General features: G+C 46.9%; 19 protein-coding genes. 16 read left to right on the forward strand and 3 right to left on the reverse strand.

Annotated elements, in window-relative coordinates; translation table 11 throughout:
• Window positions 1-316 precede the first annotated feature (316 nt).
• The 14 genes from ABEQ74_RS27920 to ABEQ74_RS27985 all read left to right on the forward strand — a co-directional run bounded on the left by ABEQ74_RS27920 (window position 317) and on the right by ABEQ74_RS27985 (window position 13,418).
• Window positions 317-1,042, forward strand: a complete 726-nt coding sequence (locus ABEQ74_RS27920) for a hypothetical protein (RefSeq protein WP_430125456.1) — start codon at window positions 317-319, stop codon at window positions 1,040-1,042.
• A gap of 76 nt (window positions 1,043-1,118) precedes the next feature.
• On the forward strand, window positions 1,119-1,520 hold the full coding sequence (locus ABEQ74_RS27925) for a GntR family transcriptional regulator (protein ID WP_430125457.1): 402 nt from the start codon (window positions 1,119-1,121) through the stop codon (window positions 1,518-1,520).
• 6 nt (window positions 1,521-1,526) lie between these two features.
• Entirely contained in the window at window positions 1,527-2,429 is a 903-nt protein-coding gene (locus ABEQ74_RS27930; protein ID WP_430125458.1) for an ABC transporter ATP-binding protein, read from the forward strand.
• Window positions 2,430-2,450: 21 nt separating this feature from the next.
• Window positions 2,451-3,353, forward strand: a complete 903-nt coding sequence (locus ABEQ74_RS27935) for an ABC transporter ATP-binding protein (RefSeq protein WP_430125459.1) — start codon at window positions 2,451-2,453, stop codon at window positions 3,351-3,353.
• On the forward strand, window positions 3,346-4,644 hold the full coding sequence (locus ABEQ74_RS27940; RefSeq protein ID WP_430125460.1) for an ABC transporter permease: 1,299 nt from the start codon (window positions 3,346-3,348) through the stop codon (window positions 4,642-4,644). Before ABEQ74_RS27935 ends, ABEQ74_RS27940 begins: the two co-directional genes overlap by 8 nt.
• Window positions 4,645-4,733: 89 nt before the next feature.
• Entirely contained in the window at window positions 4,734-4,919 is a 186-nt protein-coding gene (locus ABEQ74_RS27945; RefSeq protein WP_430125461.1) for a hypothetical protein, read from the forward strand.
• Window positions 4,920-5,141: 222 nt separating this feature from the next.
• Window positions 5,142-5,639 carry a pyridoxamine 5'-phosphate oxidase family protein gene (locus ABEQ74_RS27950; protein WP_430125462.1) on the forward strand — a complete coding sequence of 166 codons (498 nt, stop codon included), beginning with the start codon at window positions 5,142-5,144 and terminating at the stop codon, window positions 5,637-5,639.
• A gap of 234 nt (window positions 5,640-5,873) precedes the next feature.
• Window positions 5,874-6,467, forward strand: coding sequence for a TetR/AcrR family transcriptional regulator (locus ABEQ74_RS27955; protein WP_430125463.1), 594 nt, complete (start codon window positions 5,874-5,876; stop codon window positions 6,465-6,467).
• Window positions 6,468-6,494: 27 nt separating this feature from the next.
• Complete coding sequence (locus ABEQ74_RS27960; protein WP_430125464.1) at window positions 6,495-7,274, forward strand: alpha/beta fold hydrolase; 780 nt, start codon at window positions 6,495-6,497, stop codon at window positions 7,272-7,274.
• Window positions 7,275-7,415: 141 nt separating this feature from the next.
• The gene (locus ABEQ74_RS27965) at window positions 7,416-8,609 is read left to right on the forward strand and encodes an acyl-CoA dehydrogenase family protein (protein WP_430125465.1); all 1,194 of its coding nucleotides are present in this window, start codon (window positions 7,416-7,418) and stop codon (window positions 8,607-8,609) included.
• Window positions 8,610-8,878: 269 nt separating this feature from the next.
• On the forward strand, window positions 8,879-9,646 hold the full coding sequence (locus ABEQ74_RS27970; RefSeq protein ID WP_430125466.1) for a hypothetical protein: 768 nt from the start codon (window positions 8,879-8,881) through the stop codon (window positions 9,644-9,646).
• A 172-nt stretch (window positions 9,647-9,818) separates the two neighbouring features.
• Window positions 9,819-10,592: a MerR family transcriptional regulator gene (locus ABEQ74_RS27975; RefSeq protein ID WP_430125467.1), complete on the forward strand. Its 774-nt coding sequence runs from the start codon at window positions 9,819-9,821 to the stop codon at window positions 10,590-10,592.
• A gap of 286 nt (window positions 10,593-10,878) precedes the next feature.
• The gene (locus tag ABEQ74_RS27980) at window positions 10,879-12,300 is read left to right on the forward strand and encodes an alanine/glycine:cation symporter family protein (protein ID WP_430125468.1); all 1,422 of its coding nucleotides are present in this window, start codon (window positions 10,879-10,881) and stop codon (window positions 12,298-12,300) included.
• A 191-nt stretch (window positions 12,301-12,491) separates the two neighbouring features.
• Complete coding sequence (locus tag ABEQ74_RS27985) at window positions 12,492-13,418, forward strand: anti sigma factor C-terminal domain-containing protein (protein ID WP_430125469.1); 927 nt, start codon at window positions 12,492-12,494, stop codon at window positions 13,416-13,418.
• Between the two features lie 104 nt (window positions 13,419-13,522).
• Here ABEQ74_RS27985 and ABEQ74_RS27990 read toward each other — a convergent pair whose 3' ends face one another.
• The 3 genes from ABEQ74_RS27990 to ABEQ74_RS28000 all read right to left on the reverse strand — a co-directional run bounded on the left by ABEQ74_RS27990 (window position 13,523) and on the right by ABEQ74_RS28000 (window position 16,127).
• Window positions 13,523-14,038 (reverse strand): DinB family protein, encoded by a 516-nt coding sequence (locus tag ABEQ74_RS27990; RefSeq protein WP_430125470.1) that lies wholly within the window; start codon window positions 14,036-14,038, stop codon window positions 13,523-13,525.
• 75 nt (window positions 14,039-14,113) lie between these two features.
• Window positions 14,114-14,719 (reverse strand): class I SAM-dependent methyltransferase, encoded by a 606-nt coding sequence (locus tag ABEQ74_RS27995; RefSeq protein ID WP_430125471.1) that lies wholly within the window; start codon window positions 14,717-14,719, stop codon window positions 14,114-14,116.
• On the reverse strand, window positions 14,712-16,127 hold the full coding sequence (locus ABEQ74_RS28000; RefSeq protein ID WP_430125472.1) for an NAD-dependent malic enzyme: 1,416 nt from the start codon (window positions 16,125-16,127) through the stop codon (window positions 14,712-14,714). The genes ABEQ74_RS27995 and ABEQ74_RS28000 overlap by 8 nt, the downstream gene beginning before the upstream one ends.
• A gap of 197 nt (window positions 16,128-16,324) precedes the next feature.
• Between ABEQ74_RS28000 and ABEQ74_RS28005 the strand changes: the two genes are divergently transcribed.
• Window positions 16,325-16,633, forward strand: a complete 309-nt coding sequence (locus ABEQ74_RS28005; RefSeq protein WP_430125473.1) for a hypothetical protein — start codon at window positions 16,325-16,327, stop codon at window positions 16,631-16,633.
• Window positions 16,634-17,003: 370 nt separating this feature from the next.
• Window positions 17,004-18,344: a lytic polysaccharide monooxygenase gene (locus ABEQ74_RS28010; protein WP_430125474.1), complete on the forward strand. Its 1,341-nt coding sequence runs from the start codon at window positions 17,004-17,006 to the stop codon at window positions 18,342-18,344.
• The last annotated feature ends 137 nt before the right edge of the window (window positions 18,345-18,481 follow it).

Genomic DNA, 18,481 nt, shown 5'->3' on the forward strand with positions numbered 1-18,481 from the left:
TCCACGGCTACACTCCCCTGATGCAGGGAAGCTCTTGAATGATCCGCAGCGCAGCAAGGATGTGACACCCGCCAGGAAACCTCTGGCGGGGTGTTTAGGGTGTGAGGGAAGTGTGCGGGAAGAGTGTGCCTGCTCCGGTCGCTGCGAATGGTCAGGAAAAAATCCCACAATATGTATTGACACTATTTATATACACACTATATACTGTGTATAAAGACATACACAGTGAGCACAGTGAACAAACACATAACACAGTACATTCTAATTAGGGGTTTTACTAATAGCATAAGATCAGAGTATGAAAGGGTGAGAAGCGTTGCAACAAGTTCTCCATAATGCGATGAAGATCGTGAAGAAAGACTTCGCAAGTGACAAGTTCCAAATGATATGGACAGTACTGTTCATGCTTTATATGGGTTTTGCTGCGGGTGTTGCTATCAATGAACAATTCGATCATTCGCAGGGATTCACGAGCCTCTTTGTCGATTTCATTATGGTGCTTTTCGCTCCCTTTCTGGGGTTTCTATTTACCAGGAGGTCATTCAAATATTTGAGCGAAGATTCCTATACACGAATGTTGTACTTTTATCGGAGTATTCCCGTTCCTGCTTCAGCTATTTTTGTGGCCCGGGTCGTTAACTCGCTTATCGCATTCGGAATCAATAGCCTCGTGTATTATGGATTCATCTACGTACTGGGGAATCACCTGAGAGATGCGATGACTATTCCTGAATATATTGCTTTTGCGTTGACTTGGGTCGGAATCGGACTTTTATTGACAGGTCCAAATATTTATTGGGAGCACATGTGCAGAGGTAAGATTTATCTAAGAAACAACCTTTTTATGACTGCGGCAACGGTCGGACCCATCATTATACTGAACCTGCTAGGCTTCAGCGTATTCCGTATTGCTGCGAATGCTTCCATGAGATGGGGCCTGTTGTCTCCGGTAATGTGGGGATCGCTAATTGTAGGACTGGGGACTATGGTGCTCATGAGTAGATTAACTTACCTTCGGCAGCAGACGAGGGATCTGTCATGATGGAAATGAAGAGAAATTTGTACTCTACGGTAGCATCCCGAGTCTATCAACAAGGGAAAAGTGAGGTGGTATAAAGGTGCGAATTCCAATTCAGATCAACGAAAATAGTGCAGAGCCTTTGTATCACCAGATTAAAACACAGCTGCGCTCGCTCATTATTAGCGGTCAGATAGAGGAGGGGACCTTGTTGCCATCGATTAGAGAGTTTGCAGGCAATCTGAATTGTAGTGTCATTACGGTACGCAGAGTGTATGGCGACCTTGAGAATGAAGGATTACTGCGAACAAGGCAAGGAACAGGTACCTTTGTAGCAGGGGTTGGAGACCAGGCTCGGGAGCATTATAAACGCGATGCAGTTATTGAGGCGCTAAGGACAGCCGTCGATAAAGGGCTTGCGGTTCAGTTTAGTGAAGATGAATTAAGAGAATTGTTTATGGAAGTTGTCCGGGAAAAATATGATGTAAAAGGAGGCCGCTAACATTCCATGGAACCGAGTGTCATTGAATTTCGTAATGTCATGAAGCGCCGGAGAACGAAAACCATCGGCCCGATCCAGTTATCGATACCGCAAGGGTATATCGTTGCTCTGGTGGGACCGAATGGCTCAGGAAAGAGCACGGTGCTCAACATGATGATGCAGACGGTGTTTCCGGACGAAGGAGAGATTACCTGGTTCGGTGAATCCTATCCCAGGGAGCTTCCGATCTCCATTCGCAAAGATATGGGATTTGTACCTGAGCAGTTAAGCGCAGAGGAACAACATATGACGGTGGATGAAGCGGCCAGCTTTCGTGCCTCCTGGTACGACAATTGGGATGGATATTTTTTCGATGAGCTTCTATCCCGGTTTGATGTTCCTCGAGGTGTAAAACTTCGCAAGATGTCCAAAGGAGAACGCCGAAAATTCGAAATTGCAGCGGCACTTGCACCAAGACCTAAGCTCCTGCTACTTGATGAGCCCTCATCGGGGCTTGACCCGTTCGCCTGGAAGCTGATGATTGATCAGCTGCACAAAGTGATGAAGTCCATGGACACAACCATTGTGCTCTCCACCCATATCGTCGATGAAATTCGGCGACTAGCCGATTATGTCATCCTTATGCATCATGGCAAACTGATGGGTATGGTAGAGAAGGACTCACTACTGGACAACTGGAAGGAATGCTGGATTCAAGGCGATGCCTCGATCGTGGAGGAGCTGCCAGGCATTTTGAGCAGCAGGCAAGAATCATCGACTACAATTTCTTTTATTACAACGGAATGCTTGGAAGTAGAGAAAATTCTGCAGTCAGCGGGCATATCGTTTATTCAGACCCGTTCACTGGAGCTGGATGAAGTGCTGCGAATATGGATTGATGGAAACATTCCTGCCAACGTGCAGAAATAGGATAGAGAGGGGTTTCACAACATGCAACGATTGGAATTAGACAATGTAGTAAAGATTTATGCAGACAAAACAGCTGTAAACCAGATTTCACTTCAGGTTGAGGAGGGAGAAATCTATGGACTGCTGGGTGCCAATGGTGCAGGTAAAACAACGACCATGCGGATGGTTCTCGGGCTGATCTATCCTGACGAAGGAACGATTCTATACAACGGGAAGCCTTATAACAAGGAACTGCGCCGTATTATGGGATACTTGCCGGAAGAACGCGGGTTATATCCGAAGGTGAAAGTCAGTGAGCAGATTTCGTATTTGGCACAGCTTCGGGGCATGTCGGTGAAAGACGCGGATAAGAGTTTGAAATACTGGTTGGAACGGTTTGAAGTACCTGATTATTACGATAAGAAGATTGAGGAACTATCGAAGGGTAATCAGCAAAAAATGGGCTTCATTGCAGCTGTTGTTCATGATCCGCAGATCCTAATCCTGGATGAGGCCTTCAGCGGCTTGGATCCGGTGAACGTGGAACTTCTCAAATCAACCGTAAAAGAGCTGCGCGATAAGGGAACGAGTATCCTGTTCTCCACACATCGAATGGAGCATGTTGAGGAATTATGTAAGAACATTACGATCCTGCATAGCTCCAATACGGTAGTAAAGGGGAATTTGAAAGAAATCAAATCCAAGTATCCACGTGAAGAAGTCGTGCTGGGTACATCGGGCGACGTACAGGGCCTAGAAGCCATCCCTGGCGTAACGGAAGTAAAGCGGACAGAGGATGGATATTCGATCCGCATCAGCCAAGTGGATGCTGCACAGAGCATTTTGAATACAGCAATGTCCCAAAGCACCATCCATAGGTTTGAAGTAAAAGAGCCGACACTCAACCAAATCTTCATAAAGGCGGTAGGTGAATCCAATGAATAATATGTGGACCGTAATCCGATTTACATTCATGAATAAAGTAAGAACCAAGTCATTTCTGGTTTCAACTTTGATTTTTGCACTTATCATTTCCATCGGGATTAATCTTCCTTATCTGATCCAATTATTCACAGGAGATAAGGCAGGAGCTGAGGATATCAGTCGTATCGGCCTGGTTTATGGACAGGAACAGCTGCTTGCCGAACAACTGGAGACCACCTGGAGCAGCCTGCCGGCTACGTCTTATGAATTCGTAAAATACGAAACGGCAGATGAAGCAGCGCTGAACAAGGACATTGAAAATGGAAGCATCGAGGGATATTTGAAATTTGAGAAGCAAGATGGCAATACATTCCCTACCGTGGTCTACAGCTCTGAAGATGAGGCTATGAGTCCAGAGCTGCAATCCAATCTGCAAGCTGCCCTTCAAATAGCGAAGACTCGCAGCATTGTAGATGGCCTTAATTTGTCCGAAGCGCAGATCCAGGAATTGAATCAGCCGGTTCGTATTGACGCTCGGAGCATTGAGGGAGCGGGCAAATCAGGCGGGGCTTTCGATGAGAAGGAAGGTTCCTCCGAAGTCATCAACTATATTGTCGTATACGCACTGATTATTCTTTTCTTCTTCACCTTGATGGGTACAGGGAATATGATCGCATCCGAAGTAACGACAGAGAAAAGCTCACGTATTATGGAGATTTTGATCACCAGCGTATCTCCACTGAGTCAAATGTTTGGCAAGGTTATCGGGATGTTCCTGCTTGGACTGTCACAAATCGCAGCCTTCGGTGTTGTTGCTGTCATCAACTTGATGCTGCCGCATAATATAGATACCTTGAAAGAAATGAATTTGGATCTGAGCGCGATCGATCCGATGCTGCTGGTATTTGGCTTAATCTTCTACATCCTTGGCTATTTCTTGTATGCCATGCTGTATGCGGCGATTGGCTCGATTGTCAGCCGTACTGAGGATTTGGGGCAAGCCATTATGCCGATTACGATGCTATCGCTAGTTGCATTCTATATTGCGATCTTTAGCTTAAGCGCTCCAAACTCGATGCTGATGAAGGTATCCGGCTACATTCCGTTCATTTCACCGACGACCATTCTGGTGCGTATCGGGCTAGGCGATATAGCAGTTTGGGAGATTCTTCTCTCGCTCGGAATCCTGGTTGTATCGATTTTGGTATTCGGATGGTTGGCTGCAAAAATCTATCGCACGGGTGTCCTGATGTACGGTAAACGTCCTACGCTTAAAGAGTTAGGCAAAGCCATGAAGGCTTACAAGATGTAATGTAGCTGTATTAACAGGATTACAAGTGAATATGAAGTGATGCAAGCAAGGCTAAAAACCCAAAAATAAACCGAGGCGGTGGAATGAAAATGACAAGGAATAAAAATCAAAGCATGCTGTTGTTGCTGATTTCGGCTGTTCTGTCAATCTTGCTTGCAGTGACCATGGATACATCGGGTTCTGTGGTGAAAGAATTCGCCAAAGGAATTTTGATGGGCTTAGGGTCCGTATCATGTATCGTCGGACTATGGTTCTATGGCAAGCAGAAGAAATAGCGACTGAAACAGCAGGTTTTACGACGAAACAGAAAGACAAGCACCATCAGTATTCTGATGACGCTTGTCTTTTTCATTTATTCAAGGGGACGATCGTTGCCCATATGCGAAGAAAGTTGAAGCTTTCATATGATATGATGCGGATTTATATCTCGATTCATCGTTTAACTTATTTATGGGAAGTGTAATTAGAGACTAAATACTTAGGATGGGGTGATAGAGATGGCAAATGGAACAATAGTCAACCATGAAGCGGTCGAGACCGTGAAAGATATTATCAAGGATATCGAAACGGCAATGTTCGCCACGATATCGGAAGGCGGAATCAATTCCAGACCCATGCAAACCCAGCATATCGAATTCGACGGCGATCTGTGGTTCCTAACGATGAGGGACACGAGCAAATATGCGGAAATCATGGCTAATCCCAACGTGAATATTGCTTATGTTGGCAAGTCTTATGTTTCGATCCGCGGAAAGGCTGAGGTCGTAAACGATGTAGAGCGGAAGAAGGAGCTTTGGAATGCGGCATATGAGAAGTTTCTGAAAACCTCCTACGACGATCCCAATGTGATCCTGATCAAGGTGGATACAGACACTGCTGAGTATTGGGAAACGGGCGACAAGACGAAGACGGTAAAAGCCTTCTTTAAAAAGTTGGTGGGACAAAAGCCGGAAGGCGACTCTGAGATCAATAAAACTGTTGACCTGAATTCTTGATTGCCAGCGTTCATGCAGCTAAGGAGCTTTGTAGACTTTTAGCGAGTTATCAGACATAGCAAAGAGCAGCTTCATCAATGAAGCTGCTCTTTTTGTTCATAGGTTTTTTTCGGTATTTATCTAACATCTGCAGTTCTTATCGTAAAGCCGAGAAGTTGCGGTTTACATTAAAAAAGATTTATGAAACAATAGTTAGTAAATGGTCATTCACTAATGATGGGGAGGAGCATAGATATGGTGAGACCGCGCGAATTTGAAGATGAAGTGATTTTCTATGGTGTCTATCGAGCGCTGTGCAAAAAAGGATACGGCCAAGTAACGTTAACCAACATTACGCATGAAGTGGATATTTCGCCAGCAGCTTTAATGAAGCGATTCGGTTCGAAGAAGAATTTGTTCCTGGCATACAGTGATTTTGTTATAGAATTAACCCGTCATGCTTTCCAGGAGGCCAGTGTATCAGATTGTTCCAGGATCGATGCGTTAAAGGTCGTGTTTAAGCATGGAGTTTTACATATGAAGGATCCTATTGAACTGGCTAATCATACTTCCTTCTATCTGGAAGGGACGAGCGACCCCGATTTGTTGGGGAAGACTCGGTCCCGACTGCTGTTGATTGATGAGTTTACCCGGAAGATGCTGAATCAGGCAATTGCAAACAAAGAAATTGCTGAATGCGACGTGTCCATCGTAAGCAGGGTGCTGCAAGCTGCCATCAGCGGAGCGATGATGATCTGGATTAAAGAGCCAATTCGAACATTGGATGAACTGTTTGATGAGTGTTTTCAGGTGATCTTTGCACCATTACAGAATGTGACTGCACAATAAATCCGAATACCGCAAGGAGGATGGTTTATGCCGATTTTCAAAGGAAGGGATGTCGATTTGTACTATGAAGTCAAGGGGGAAGGAAAGCCACTGGTGTTTACTCATGGGGCCTCATGGGATCATGAACAATGGCAGCCCCAGGTCGATTTTTTCTCTCGTCGGTATCAAACCGTGGTGTGGGATGTTCGAGGCCATGGTTTATCCTCCTTGCCGGACGGTAAGGTAAATTCGGAGGATTTCAGCAGGGATTTAGCGGATCTACTCAATAATCTGGGCATCGAGAAAGCGACCCTTTGCGGATTATCCCTGGGCGGGCATGTTTCGCTGCAGACAGCCGTTCGCTATCCTGACAAAGTCGCAGCTCTGGTACTAATTGGCACTCCGTTCACGAATGCGTTCAATTGGTATGAGCGAATGTTCGTCCCGCTGAATCGCTGGTTAAGTTATTTGATGCCGATGTCCTTATCGGGGAAAATACAGGGAAAGATGCTTTCCAAGTACAATAAGAGCAATCAAGCTTATATTGAAAAAGCATTTCGTTCCATCCCGCATTCCAACTGGGTGCGGATTTGGGATGCGGTGACCCGGATGGACAGCACGAAGGATCTGGATAAAATCCATTGTCCAACCATGCTGCTTCAGGGAGAGAGCGACACGATGATCCGGAGGCAGCAGGAGTACTTGCGACAGAGAATTGCGAATTCAAGTTTAAGAATTATCCGGAATGCTCATCATGCAACGAATATGGATAACCCCAATGAAGTCAATGAAGCCATCGCTTCATTTCTAACGGAGAACGAAATATAAGCCGGGAGACTTTAGAGTTTGACGTTCATTAGTATGAGCCTCGCCGCGATGATCCCCTTCATTGACACCCCAAAATAGGGTTGCTACAATTTAGATGTATATATCCATCGGAATACAAGGATTAGCGGGGAGGGGACGAACTTGAATCGATCCGGTTCCACAGATCCATTCATACGTACTGAACGCGAAGCTATGATAGCAGCTCGTTCCGATAAGCTTGGGACGAAATTCGCGGAAAGAGCTCCACGGCACGATCTTGAGGGATCGTTTCCGTTCGAGAATTTTGATGACCTGAGAGAGTCAGGTTATCTGAAGTTAACCGTACCGGTCTCCTATGGGGGAGAAGGAGCATCCGTATATGAAATGGTGCTTGCCCAGGAAAGGCTAGCCAGGGGTGACGGATCAACGGCACTGGCCGTCGGTTGGCATATCGGGCAAATTCTTAAGCTCCGCCTCTCGGAAGAATGGCCGAAGCCGTTATTCGAAAGACTGTGCAAGGATGTTGTCACCGAAGGTGTGGTCATTAATGAATTGGCCAGTGAACCTGCGACAGGAAGCCCCAGCCGGGGAGGAAGACCGGAGACCACTGCACGGCCTGTGCCGGGCGGATGGCGGATTAGCGGGCGCAAAACGTTCAGCACATTAAGCCCCATCTTAAAGCAGTTTGTGGTTACGGCTGGTATTGAGCATAGTGAGAAGGTCGGTGCGTTTCTTGTCCGCAGCGGGCCCGGGGTCAAGGTCGAGGAAACCTGGAATACGATGGGCATGCGAGCAACGGGAAGCCATGATGTGCTGCTTGAGGATGTCTTCGTGCCGCAGACGGAAGTGATTCGGGGCATCGATTATGAGAAGCCGACGAATCTCGTACCGACGGAGGGGATTTTGCTTCACATCCCTGCATGTTATATGGGGATCGCTTATGCCGCGCGTAAGTTTGCCATCGATTTTGCCCGACATCATAAGCCAAATTCATTAACGGTTCCGATCGCCGAATTGCCAAATATCCAGAGACATATTGCGCAGATTGAGGTGGACTATCTGACTGCACGCAGCTATTTGTATCAAACGGCCGACCGTTGGGACAAGGAAGTAGAGAACCGCGCTGCTCTTAAGACCGAGCTTGGCCTCGCCAAATATGTCGTAACCAATGCAGCACTCGGTATAGTTGATCATGCCATGCGGATCGTTGGAGGGTTGAGTCTCTCCCGCGCCCTCCCCTTGGAACGGATGTACAGAGATGTCCGGGCCGGTCTTCACAACCCGCCTATGGACGATGTCGTGCTGACGAATCTGGCCCATAGAGCTATCTTGGAAGCGGAAGAGAACGAGGACTAAAGCGGACCGAAAGGATTGGAAGGTTATAGCGAGAGTAAAAATTACACAGACATCAAACCGCTGGAGAGGCTGACCTCGGCGGTTTTTTTTGTGCTTACTCAAAGGCATCGTCTTTGATTCCGTGTATAGCTTAATGTGCCTGTGCCTGGACATTCAGCAAACCTTCAGCTTAGCCTAAGCCTGCCATAACATTCCTCTAAGTTTATTTTCAGATTCCCTCCCTATACTTCAAATTGTAAGACAAACCATATCCTTAAAGGAGAGATACGATGAATCCGATAAGTAAAAAAGTACTGGCAAGCAGTATGGCTGCAGCGATTATGCTGGGGGGAGCCGGATATATTCATAATCAGGTATTTGCGGCTGCAAATACGGATGCTGCTTCTTCGGCAGCACAGGATGACCAAGCCGGGACAAACCCATCGACTGGGACCGGAGTGAAGAACATGGATGGAAAGCGGATGGATCATAAGGCTGGCGGGCCTCGCGGTAGCAGCATCATCCAAGAGACCGCCGAGGTCCTTGGAATGACAGAGTCCGAAATTCGGTCTGCGCTTGAAGCAGGCAGCACATTTGCAGAAATTGCCGAAGGTAAAGGAATGACTCAATCCGTGTTCGTGCAGAAGCTGACGGCGCTAGAAACAGCCAAAATCGACGAGCGCCTGAGTGAAGGCAGTATCACAGAAACGGAAGCAGCCGCATGGAAAGAGGCACTGGGTGAGCGCCTAACGCAAATCGTGAAGAGCAGTGAAGCCGATTTTGGAAGAGGACATGGCAAAGGCGGCCGAGGCTTCGGCAAATTCGGTAATCCGGAGGAAATCGCGGCCATGCTCGGAATGTCGGAGGACGATCTGAAGGCGAAAATGACAGAAGGGCAGTCGTTAGCCGAGATCGCGGCTGCTAAGGGGATTACGGAGGATCAGTTGATTCAGAAGTTGAAGGATCAAATGACCGAGCCTTTGAAGCAGTGGGTAAACGAGAAGCATACGAAGGCGGATAAATCAGCTGCTGCAGATACGAAAGGGGAAGCGAACTAACATACGAGAAATGATTACAAGGAGGCTGGGTGATATTCTGTGAAGAATACACTCCGTCTCCTTTTTTGTGCTGCCATGTTGGATAATGAGGAGGTCATGATTTTTTTTGGCGCAAAGTGTTGACCTTAACGTTACGTAAAGGTGTACATTAAAGTTGTCAGGAGGTGAAACCATGGAATACACGGTGCAGAAGCTTGGAAAGTTGGCGGGAATTAGCACACGGACACTCCGTTATTATGATGAGATTGGGATTCTGAAGCCGGCCAGAATCAACTCGTCGGGATATCGGATCTACGGGCAGGAAGAGGTCGATCAATTGCAGCAGATCTTGTTTTACCGGGAACTTGGACTCCAACTAGACGGGATTAAAGAGATTATGACCTCGCCATCCTTCAATCGGACCAAGGCGCTCCAGGAACACCATGCGCAGCTCCTAGACAAAAGAAGGCAGCTGGATTTGCTGATTACCAATGTGGAGAACACGATTGCCTCCGCCGAAGGGAGAAAAACCATGAGTGACCAAGAGAAATTTGAAGGATTCAAGCAGAAGCTGATTGATGATAATGAGAAGAAATATGGCAAGGAAATTCGCGGAAAGTATGGCGAAGAGACTGTAAAACAATCCAATGCCAAGCTGAAAAATATGACGCAAGCGCAGCATGATGAAGTAACGCGCCTGGCAGAAGAGCTGTACGAAGCGCTGGCCGAAGCGTTCAAGCAAGGCGATCCTGCCAGTGAGCTAGCCCAGAAGGCGGCCGAACTTCACAAGCGCTGGCTCACCTATTATTGGAACGATTACAGTAAAGAGGCCCACGCTGGCCTTGCTCAAATGTATGTCGACGATGAGCGGTTTACTGCCCATTATGATGAGAAGCAGCCTGGAACAGCAGCATTCCTTCGCGATGCGATTCTGATCTTCACGGGCATGGAATCTACACCTGAATAATGCCGCCAGCAGGCAGACAGCCTGACCCTGATGACTGGACCCTTTCCCCGCGCTTAACGCGCAGAGGTGAGGGTCCTTTTTTCTTCTAGTTATCTGCAGACAGTACTTTAATATCAATGTAAATAATAGGCCGATACCGCTTGAGATTCGCCTACCAAGTCAGGGGAAAGCTGCTTCCACTATTAACCGCTTGCCTGATCAGGCGAAGTAATGGTTAGATGAACCGTGGACAATTTTACGTAAAACTTACACCATGGGTGATGACTTTATATAGAGAGGGTAGAGTATGGATCAATTTGTACAGCATGCAGTTACTATCTTTAATGATTTTTTATGGTCTAAGCTGCTCATCGTATTACTGATTGCTGCCGGGCTGTATTTTACGGTCGGGACCAGATGCCTGCAGTTTCGCCTGATCGGGGAGATGTTCCGGGTCATCCGTGAGCCCAAGAGTAAAGCGAAGGGCAGCATTTCGCCTTTTCAGGCATTTGCCATCAGTATGGCGGCCCGTGTTGGAACAGGGAATATAACCGGGGTAGCCTTGGCTATCTCGCTTGGGGGGCCTGGAGCTGTATTTTGGATGTGGATCATTGCTCTTATCGGTTCGGCATCCAGCTTTATCGAGAGTACGCTGGCCCAGATCTATAAAGTGAAGGATGGAGCTGGCGGTTATCGCGGCGGTCCGGCCTATTACATGCAGCAAGGGTTAAAGAAACGGTGGATGGGTGTGTTGTTCGCCATTCTGATCACCTTGTCCTTTGGGCTTGTTTTTAATGCGGTTCAGTCCAATACGATTACGATTGCTTTCGAGAATTCATTCGGCACCGATCGTTTAACTATCGGGGTCATTATGGCAGTGATCTTCGCGGTTATCATCTTCGGCGGTGTGAAGCGGATTGCCAAAATGTCGGAGCTGATCGTCGTGGTATTGGCTGTGGTTTATGTTGGCGCCGCGCTGTTTATCGTCTTCGCGAACATCGCCAAACTGCCGGAGGTTTTTGTTTTAATCGTCAAAAGCGCATTCGGTTATGAGCAGGTTGTTGGCGGATCGCTCGGGGCCGCTCTCATGAATGGAATCAAGAGAGGGCTGTTCTCCAACGAAGCTGGCATGGGAAGCGCGCCTAATGCAGCAGCTACCGCAACGACAAGCCATCCGGCCAAGCAAGGGCTGGTTCAAGCGCTGGGCGTGCTTATCGATACGCTGGTTATATGTACAAGCACGGCCTTCATTATTCTTTTTACCGGTGCTTATCAGCAGACTGGACTTGATGGAATCGCACTGACTCAGGCGGCGCTGGGCATGGAGATGGGGGCATGGGCGTCAGACTTTCTGGCGATCATGGTCTTCTTGTTTGCTTTCAGCACGCTAATCGGTAATTATTATTACGGGGAAACCAATATTGAATTTTTGAAGTCGAATCGCGTTTGGATATGGGTGTATCGGATTGCTGTACTGGCCATGGTTCTCTTCGGTTCTGTTACCAGCGTCAAGCTGGTGTGGGATTTGGCGGACCTGTTTATGGGGCTGATGGTCATTGTAAATCTCGTGGCCATTACACTGCTTTCACGAAAAGCTTTCGCTGCACTTCAGGATTATTTGCAGCAGAAGCGGGCCGGAGTGGACCCTGTATTCACCAAGAACAGCATTAAAGGGCTAGATGATATAGAATGCTGGGACGAGCCTAATAATTCCGCCTTAGAGACGTAAGCATATAGAATATCGAAAACTAGAAATCGTTACGGCAGCTTTGAATGTAGCTGTTTGTAACGATTTTTCATTTTTACCGTAACATTTATGGGCTCAAACCGTTAGTCTACATGAGAAGGTAGAAAGGAGATGAATACAGATTGATTAATCGGGTGAACTGGCGGATAAGGGTGAAGGAGCTTATATATGCTTTGTTAGCAGTATTAATACTGTTTTTTATTTATGCCGTGTATTACTCAGCTATCCACATCTACTATTATAAAACCGGCCTAAATGATAAATTTCTAAGGACCGTCATAACAACGGTTGAATTGCATGAAAGTGGACTTATAGTAGATAAACGAAGCTCGCCTTTGGGTGAAGTGACACCCTTCCTTACTCAGAAGACAAAGCTGAAAGTGTATAAGGATGTGGGGAATTGGCAGGTAATTGTCGGAGAGCTTCACGCGCAGAAGCGATTAGGGGGAGGACTTACATATTCTATTGAGGAACTGAATCCTTATTTGAACCGAGAGGAAAGGAATCCTTATATTCTGAACTCTGCGCTGCTGGAGGGCAGGAGGATTAAAGACGATCCTCGCCCTACTAGTGCAATGAACCAGTTAGAGAAACTGGAAGACGGTAACGTAGCAGAATTATTTTTCTCGCTTCGAACGCTTAGGTCACCGGAGGAGGTCTTGGAACTCTTGTCAAAGTATGATGTTAAGGCGACCAGTATGGCTGTTTTTGCAGGCGAACTGAAGGATTTCAAGCTGGGTACATATAGCTCTAGCGGCGCAGATTACATGATTCCTCATCTAACGTTAAGACCTAAGGTTCAGTTTGGCGATAATCATTCCCTTTCCCTCTGGCAAACTTTCTTCTCAGGGGATACCGAGATCACGGATCACGTGAAGCAACTGATCGCTGACGTTGAATGGATGACTGACAACATCAAATATAACGGTGTGGATGAAGACATAAAGCGTCTGGCGTATTTGAGAAAAAATGGGGTTCAAGTTTACGGAGCGGCCGTTACGGGACCAGTACGGGAGCTTGAGAAGCTGAAGGAGGAGCAGGAATTAATAGAATTCCGTTTAGGCCGCATTGAGGTATGGAATTGGGATGAGAATAAATAAATTAAGCCCCATCATAGCCTATTAAACTAAAAAAGGCCTCTAGAGAGGCCTTTTAAATTTGGAATAAGGGATATCAGTCCATTTTGCTAAGGAAACTTTATGAATTACGTTAAATATTTCTCCCGTAAAATATTCATGTGATGAAGCTCGTGCCCGGCAATCACATAGGCAGCCGCACGGGCTGAGAGAGGGTAATTGTTGAATGTCCCCAGACGCTTTAGCGCTTCCTCCGTCAAGCTTCCAACCAGTGTAATGGTAGACTGCCTGACGGCAGCATAATCCTTAAGGGCTTCCTGTAAAGGAAGATGGCTAAAGGGAGAGTTTTGAACAAAAATCTCCCGATCATACCCCGAAAATTCACGGGCATCTCCACGTGCAATGTAGAGAATGCGGTAGTTCCATAAGCGCTCTACATCGGCGATGTGTCCGACCACTTGCTTTAGGCTCCATTTTCCTTCGGCATAGCGAATATTCGCCTGTTCTTCAGACAGGTCGCTAAGCGATCTTAGCGTTTCATCATGCTGCCGCCCTAACACCTCGGCAATATGTCCTTCGGGAACAAGCGAGACGTATCTTTCGGCGAGAGGCAGATATTCATTTGCAGCAGGCCTTGTATTCATATCAAAGTTCCTCCACATCTATTAATTAGAGAATATATAACTTTATGCGGTCAGACCCTATGATAATACAACAGGTTAGGTTGCTTGTGCCCAGATCAGGTGAACGATGCCGTTCCAATAGCGCTTCGTTTTGATAATATCCAGATCAGAGGCATTTACGATATGGATCATATCCCTATTAAAATGACAGCCGGATATCCTTCGTGCCACCGGGTTAACGACATGCTGCGCCGCACCCAGGAGTCGGTTAGTGCTCATCCCATGCTCCAGTAAATAAATGCGACCGCCGGGTTTAGCCCATCGGTTCATTTTATTCAAAGCCTGAACCGGATCTTCATAGCCGCACAGCGAAAGGGTAGATACGATGCAGTCATAGGAACGTTCGGGAAGTTCGAGCGTTTCGATATCCCGTTCCAGAAAAGTGGCATGAATGCCAAGCTCTGAGGCCATCTGCCGCGCATGTCTCAGCATCTCCGGACTGAAATCAACAGCTGTTACGTTTACCTTGTTGCGATCATAAAAGGGGAAGTTGGCACCAGTGCCGACAGCTACCTCAAGCACATCACCTTCTATATCCTCAAGCAGCTGTTGTCGCCATTCACCGAGTTTACGCTGTCTTGTATTTCTTTCATATACGGCTGCCTGTTTATTGAACTTCCGAATCAGGGAATTCTTATTCACGCGGGTTTCTCCGGGCAACACCAGTTTTGACAGCAGCCTTAACAACTCGCTCCCTGATGGCCTTCACGACGTTCTGATTGAATACGCTTGGAATGATATACGACGGGTTGCGCTCTTCATCTGATACGGCCGATGCTATGGCTTCAGCTGCAGCGAGCTTCATTTCCTCATTAATGGTGGTTGCTCTGCAGTCCAGGGCTGCACGGAAAATCCCCGGGAAACAGAGGACATTATTAATCTGGTTCGGATAGTCCGAACGTCCGGTTGCGATGACGCCCACAATATCTTCCACTTCCTCGGGTTTAATCTCCGGTGTAGGATTCGCCATGGCGAAAACGATCGGATTCTCAGCCATAGCCTGAACGTCCTCACGCCGTAGCAGACCGCCGGCGGACAGGCCGATGAATACATCGGCACCTAAAATTACTTCTTGCAATGAACCCTGAATTTTATTCGGGTTCGTATGCTCGGCATACCATTGCCACATACTATTACTGTAAGTTTCTCCGGCAACCAGCGCACCCTCACGATCTACGCCGATAATGTCCTTGACGCCTGCCGACAGGAGGATCTTGCTGCACGCAACACCTGCTGCGCCGATTCCGCACACGACGACTCTAACGTTATCAATGGATTTACCAACAATTTTCAGTGCATTAATCAATGCCGCATACAGAACGACTGCAGTGCCGTGCTGGTCATCGTGAAATACGGGAATATCCAGCTCATCGCGCAGTCTTTGTTCGATCTCAAAACAGCGGGGAGACGAGATATCCTCAAGGTTGATCCCGCCAAAAGCCGGGGCCATTGCCTTGATGGAACGAATGATTTCCTCCGTATCCTGGGTATCCAGACAGATCGGGAAGGAGTCTACGCCTGCGAGCTGTTTGAATAGCATCGCTTTCCCTTCCATGACCGGCATGGCGGCGTAGGGGCCGATATTACCCAGACCGAGTACGGCACTTCCATCCGAGATGACAGCGACCGTATTTCTCTTGATAGTCAGTGTATAGGCTTTTCTCGGATCTTCATGGATGGCCGAACATACTCGGGCAACATCCGGCGTATATACGCGCGATAGGTCATCGCGGTTTTGAATAGGGATTTTGGGCTGAGTTTCGATCTTGCCGCCGAGATGCAGCAGGAAAGTACGGTCGGACACATTGACGAGCCGGACGCCTTTTAGGTTTTTTACTGTATTAGTAATTCTTTCGATATCGACGCTGTCTGTTACCGTAATGGTAATGTCACGTACTGTGATGTGGCCGCTTGCCTGAATGACATCAATTGCGACCATGTCGCCCCCAGCTTCAAAAATGGCGGATGCAACCTGACCAAATTTAATCTCTTGCGTATTCATTTCGATTCTGAGAATGATGCTTTTTCCACCGAGTCCGTTGTTTTCCATAGATACCTCCAATAATAGTCTGTCATTCTAAGTATGTGTAACTATGTTGGATGTTAACGTTATCATAGTTCGCTGAGACATAGCCCATTTCCTGTTTCATGGCAAAGAAACCGTGATATATAAGTTAGAAGTAATTACCGAAAGGGTAAAATCGGATATGTGAGCATAATATATGACCGTGAAGAAGGGAGGAAGTCATGATGGATACGAATGCCCGAATGGATGAGCTTGAAAAGCGCTTGACCAGCCAGCATCATCGGGACCTGTTTCTTCAGATGAAACATACGCTGAAAGCTGTTGACGATTTGGCTGAACAGCACCGGGTCTTCCAGGCCGTTCAGGCGCTCAGTGGCACACGAATTGTAGGAGCGGAAGAAAGCGTGTATTTTGACACATTGAATCAGGTTAAGGAACAAATTGTTCATACGCTGGAGCTCACCATTGAGGATTTGGAACATAAGGGAGATAAGAATTACACAAAACATTTTAAAGACGGTGTGGAATAAAAGCCAAACCCTATGCCGCAAATAAGATGTGAATATATGAAAGAGAGCATGGATCCTATGGGATTTGCGCTCTCTTTTTTTGAGTATTTTCAGCAAATGCTATGATATTTATCACAATTATCGATACAGATTTATCCAATTTCGTTGAAATGTGTAACAAATCGTTGATATTTATTATGGGATCTAAGTTCCAAATGTTTTAAAATAATGATAGTGCTGGTAGGCTTGGAGTATGTAACCTAGAGACTCTTCCAAGTTAGTCAAGCCACAGAGGGACAAGCGTCTATAAACAAAGGGAGGTGTATTATACAACAGATTTTTATGTAAACGCTTTATATGTAAATACCCAAATCAAAGGAGGAATAATTGTATGACTTTAAGTTTGCCGAACAGAGCTTGGCTCAAGAATCTGATTATTGCGGGTTCTGCGATGTTGTTGATGACCTTATTGATGGTTATATTCGCAGATAAAGCATCTGCTCACGGGTATATTGAATCCCCAGCCAGCCGTGCCTATCTGTGTAAACTGGGGCAGAACACCGATTGCGGTGCGATTGTGTATGAGCCTCAAAGCTTGGAAGCTCCTAAGGGCTGGCCGAATGCAGGCCCTGCCGATGGCAAAATTGCCAGTGCAGGCGGCGCATTCCCTAAACTTGACGAGCAATCTGCAACTCGCTGGAGCAAAGTGGATATTTCCCCAGGAACTACAACGTTCCAATGGAAATTAACAGCCAACCATGCGACGGCAAGCTGGAAATACTACATTACAAAAGATGGCTGGGATCCAAATGCTCCACTGGCCAAATCTGCTTTTGATCTGACGCCTTTCTGTTCCATTAACTATGGTGGTGCAAAGCCTCCAGTTGACTACGCTTCGACTTGTAACGTTCCGGCTAAATCCGGTCACCATATCATTCTAGCTGTATGGGAAGTGGCTGACACACCAAACGCTTTCTATAACGTGCTTGACGTCAATTTCACCGGAAGCGGAAATACCGATACGACCCCGCCAACTGCACCGACAGGCGTAGTGGCTTCCAATGTAGCAACGACAACTGCTTCGCTTACATGGAATGCAGCAACGGATAATGTTGGTGTAACGAGCTATCGTATTTTTAACGGGGCCACTCAATTGGCTTCCACGACTGGACTTAATTACAATCTGATCGGCTTAACGCCGAATACCCTCTACAATATTACGGTCAAAGCCGTCGATGCTGCAGGTAATGTATCCCCCGCCAGCAACGCCGTCTCATTTACGACCCTAGCTGTAACAGGCCCAGATACTGAAGCGCCTACAGCACCTACGAGCCTTCATGTTATGGGAACAGCGACTTCCGCGACAGTTCCTTTAATGTGGAATGCTTCAACGGATAATGTAGGCGTAACAGGTTACCAGGTATTCCAAGGAAGCACCTTAGTCACCACCGTTTCGGGCTCCACATTGGAATACCTCGTTACAGGCCTGACACCAAACACAGCTTACTCCTTTACCGTAAAAGCTGTTGATGCTGCGGGTAATGTATCAGCAGCAAGTAATGTCGTCAATGTGACGACACCCGACGCACCGGCAACTTATCCGGCATGGAGCTCAACTACCGTTTATGTTGGCGGCAGTAAAGTCAGCCATAACGGTGTGAACTATGAAGCGAAATGGTGGACACAAGGTGAAACTCCTGGATCTGCCGAAGTATGGAAAGCCATCCCTTAATATGATAGTCATGAAAGGATCCGGCGTCATTTGACTGCCGGGTCTTTTTTATTTATGCAGGATATGCGTTAGCATAGGGACCGAGGCACAGAAAAATGGTTAATCTTTACTTTCAATATGAGAATGCTATGATTAGG

The sequence above is a fragment of the Paenibacillus solani genome (assembly GCF_050475945.1).
Taxonomy (GTDB): domain Bacteria; phylum Bacillota; class Bacilli; order Paenibacillales; family Paenibacillaceae; genus Paenibacillus_AQ; species Paenibacillus_AQ solani_A.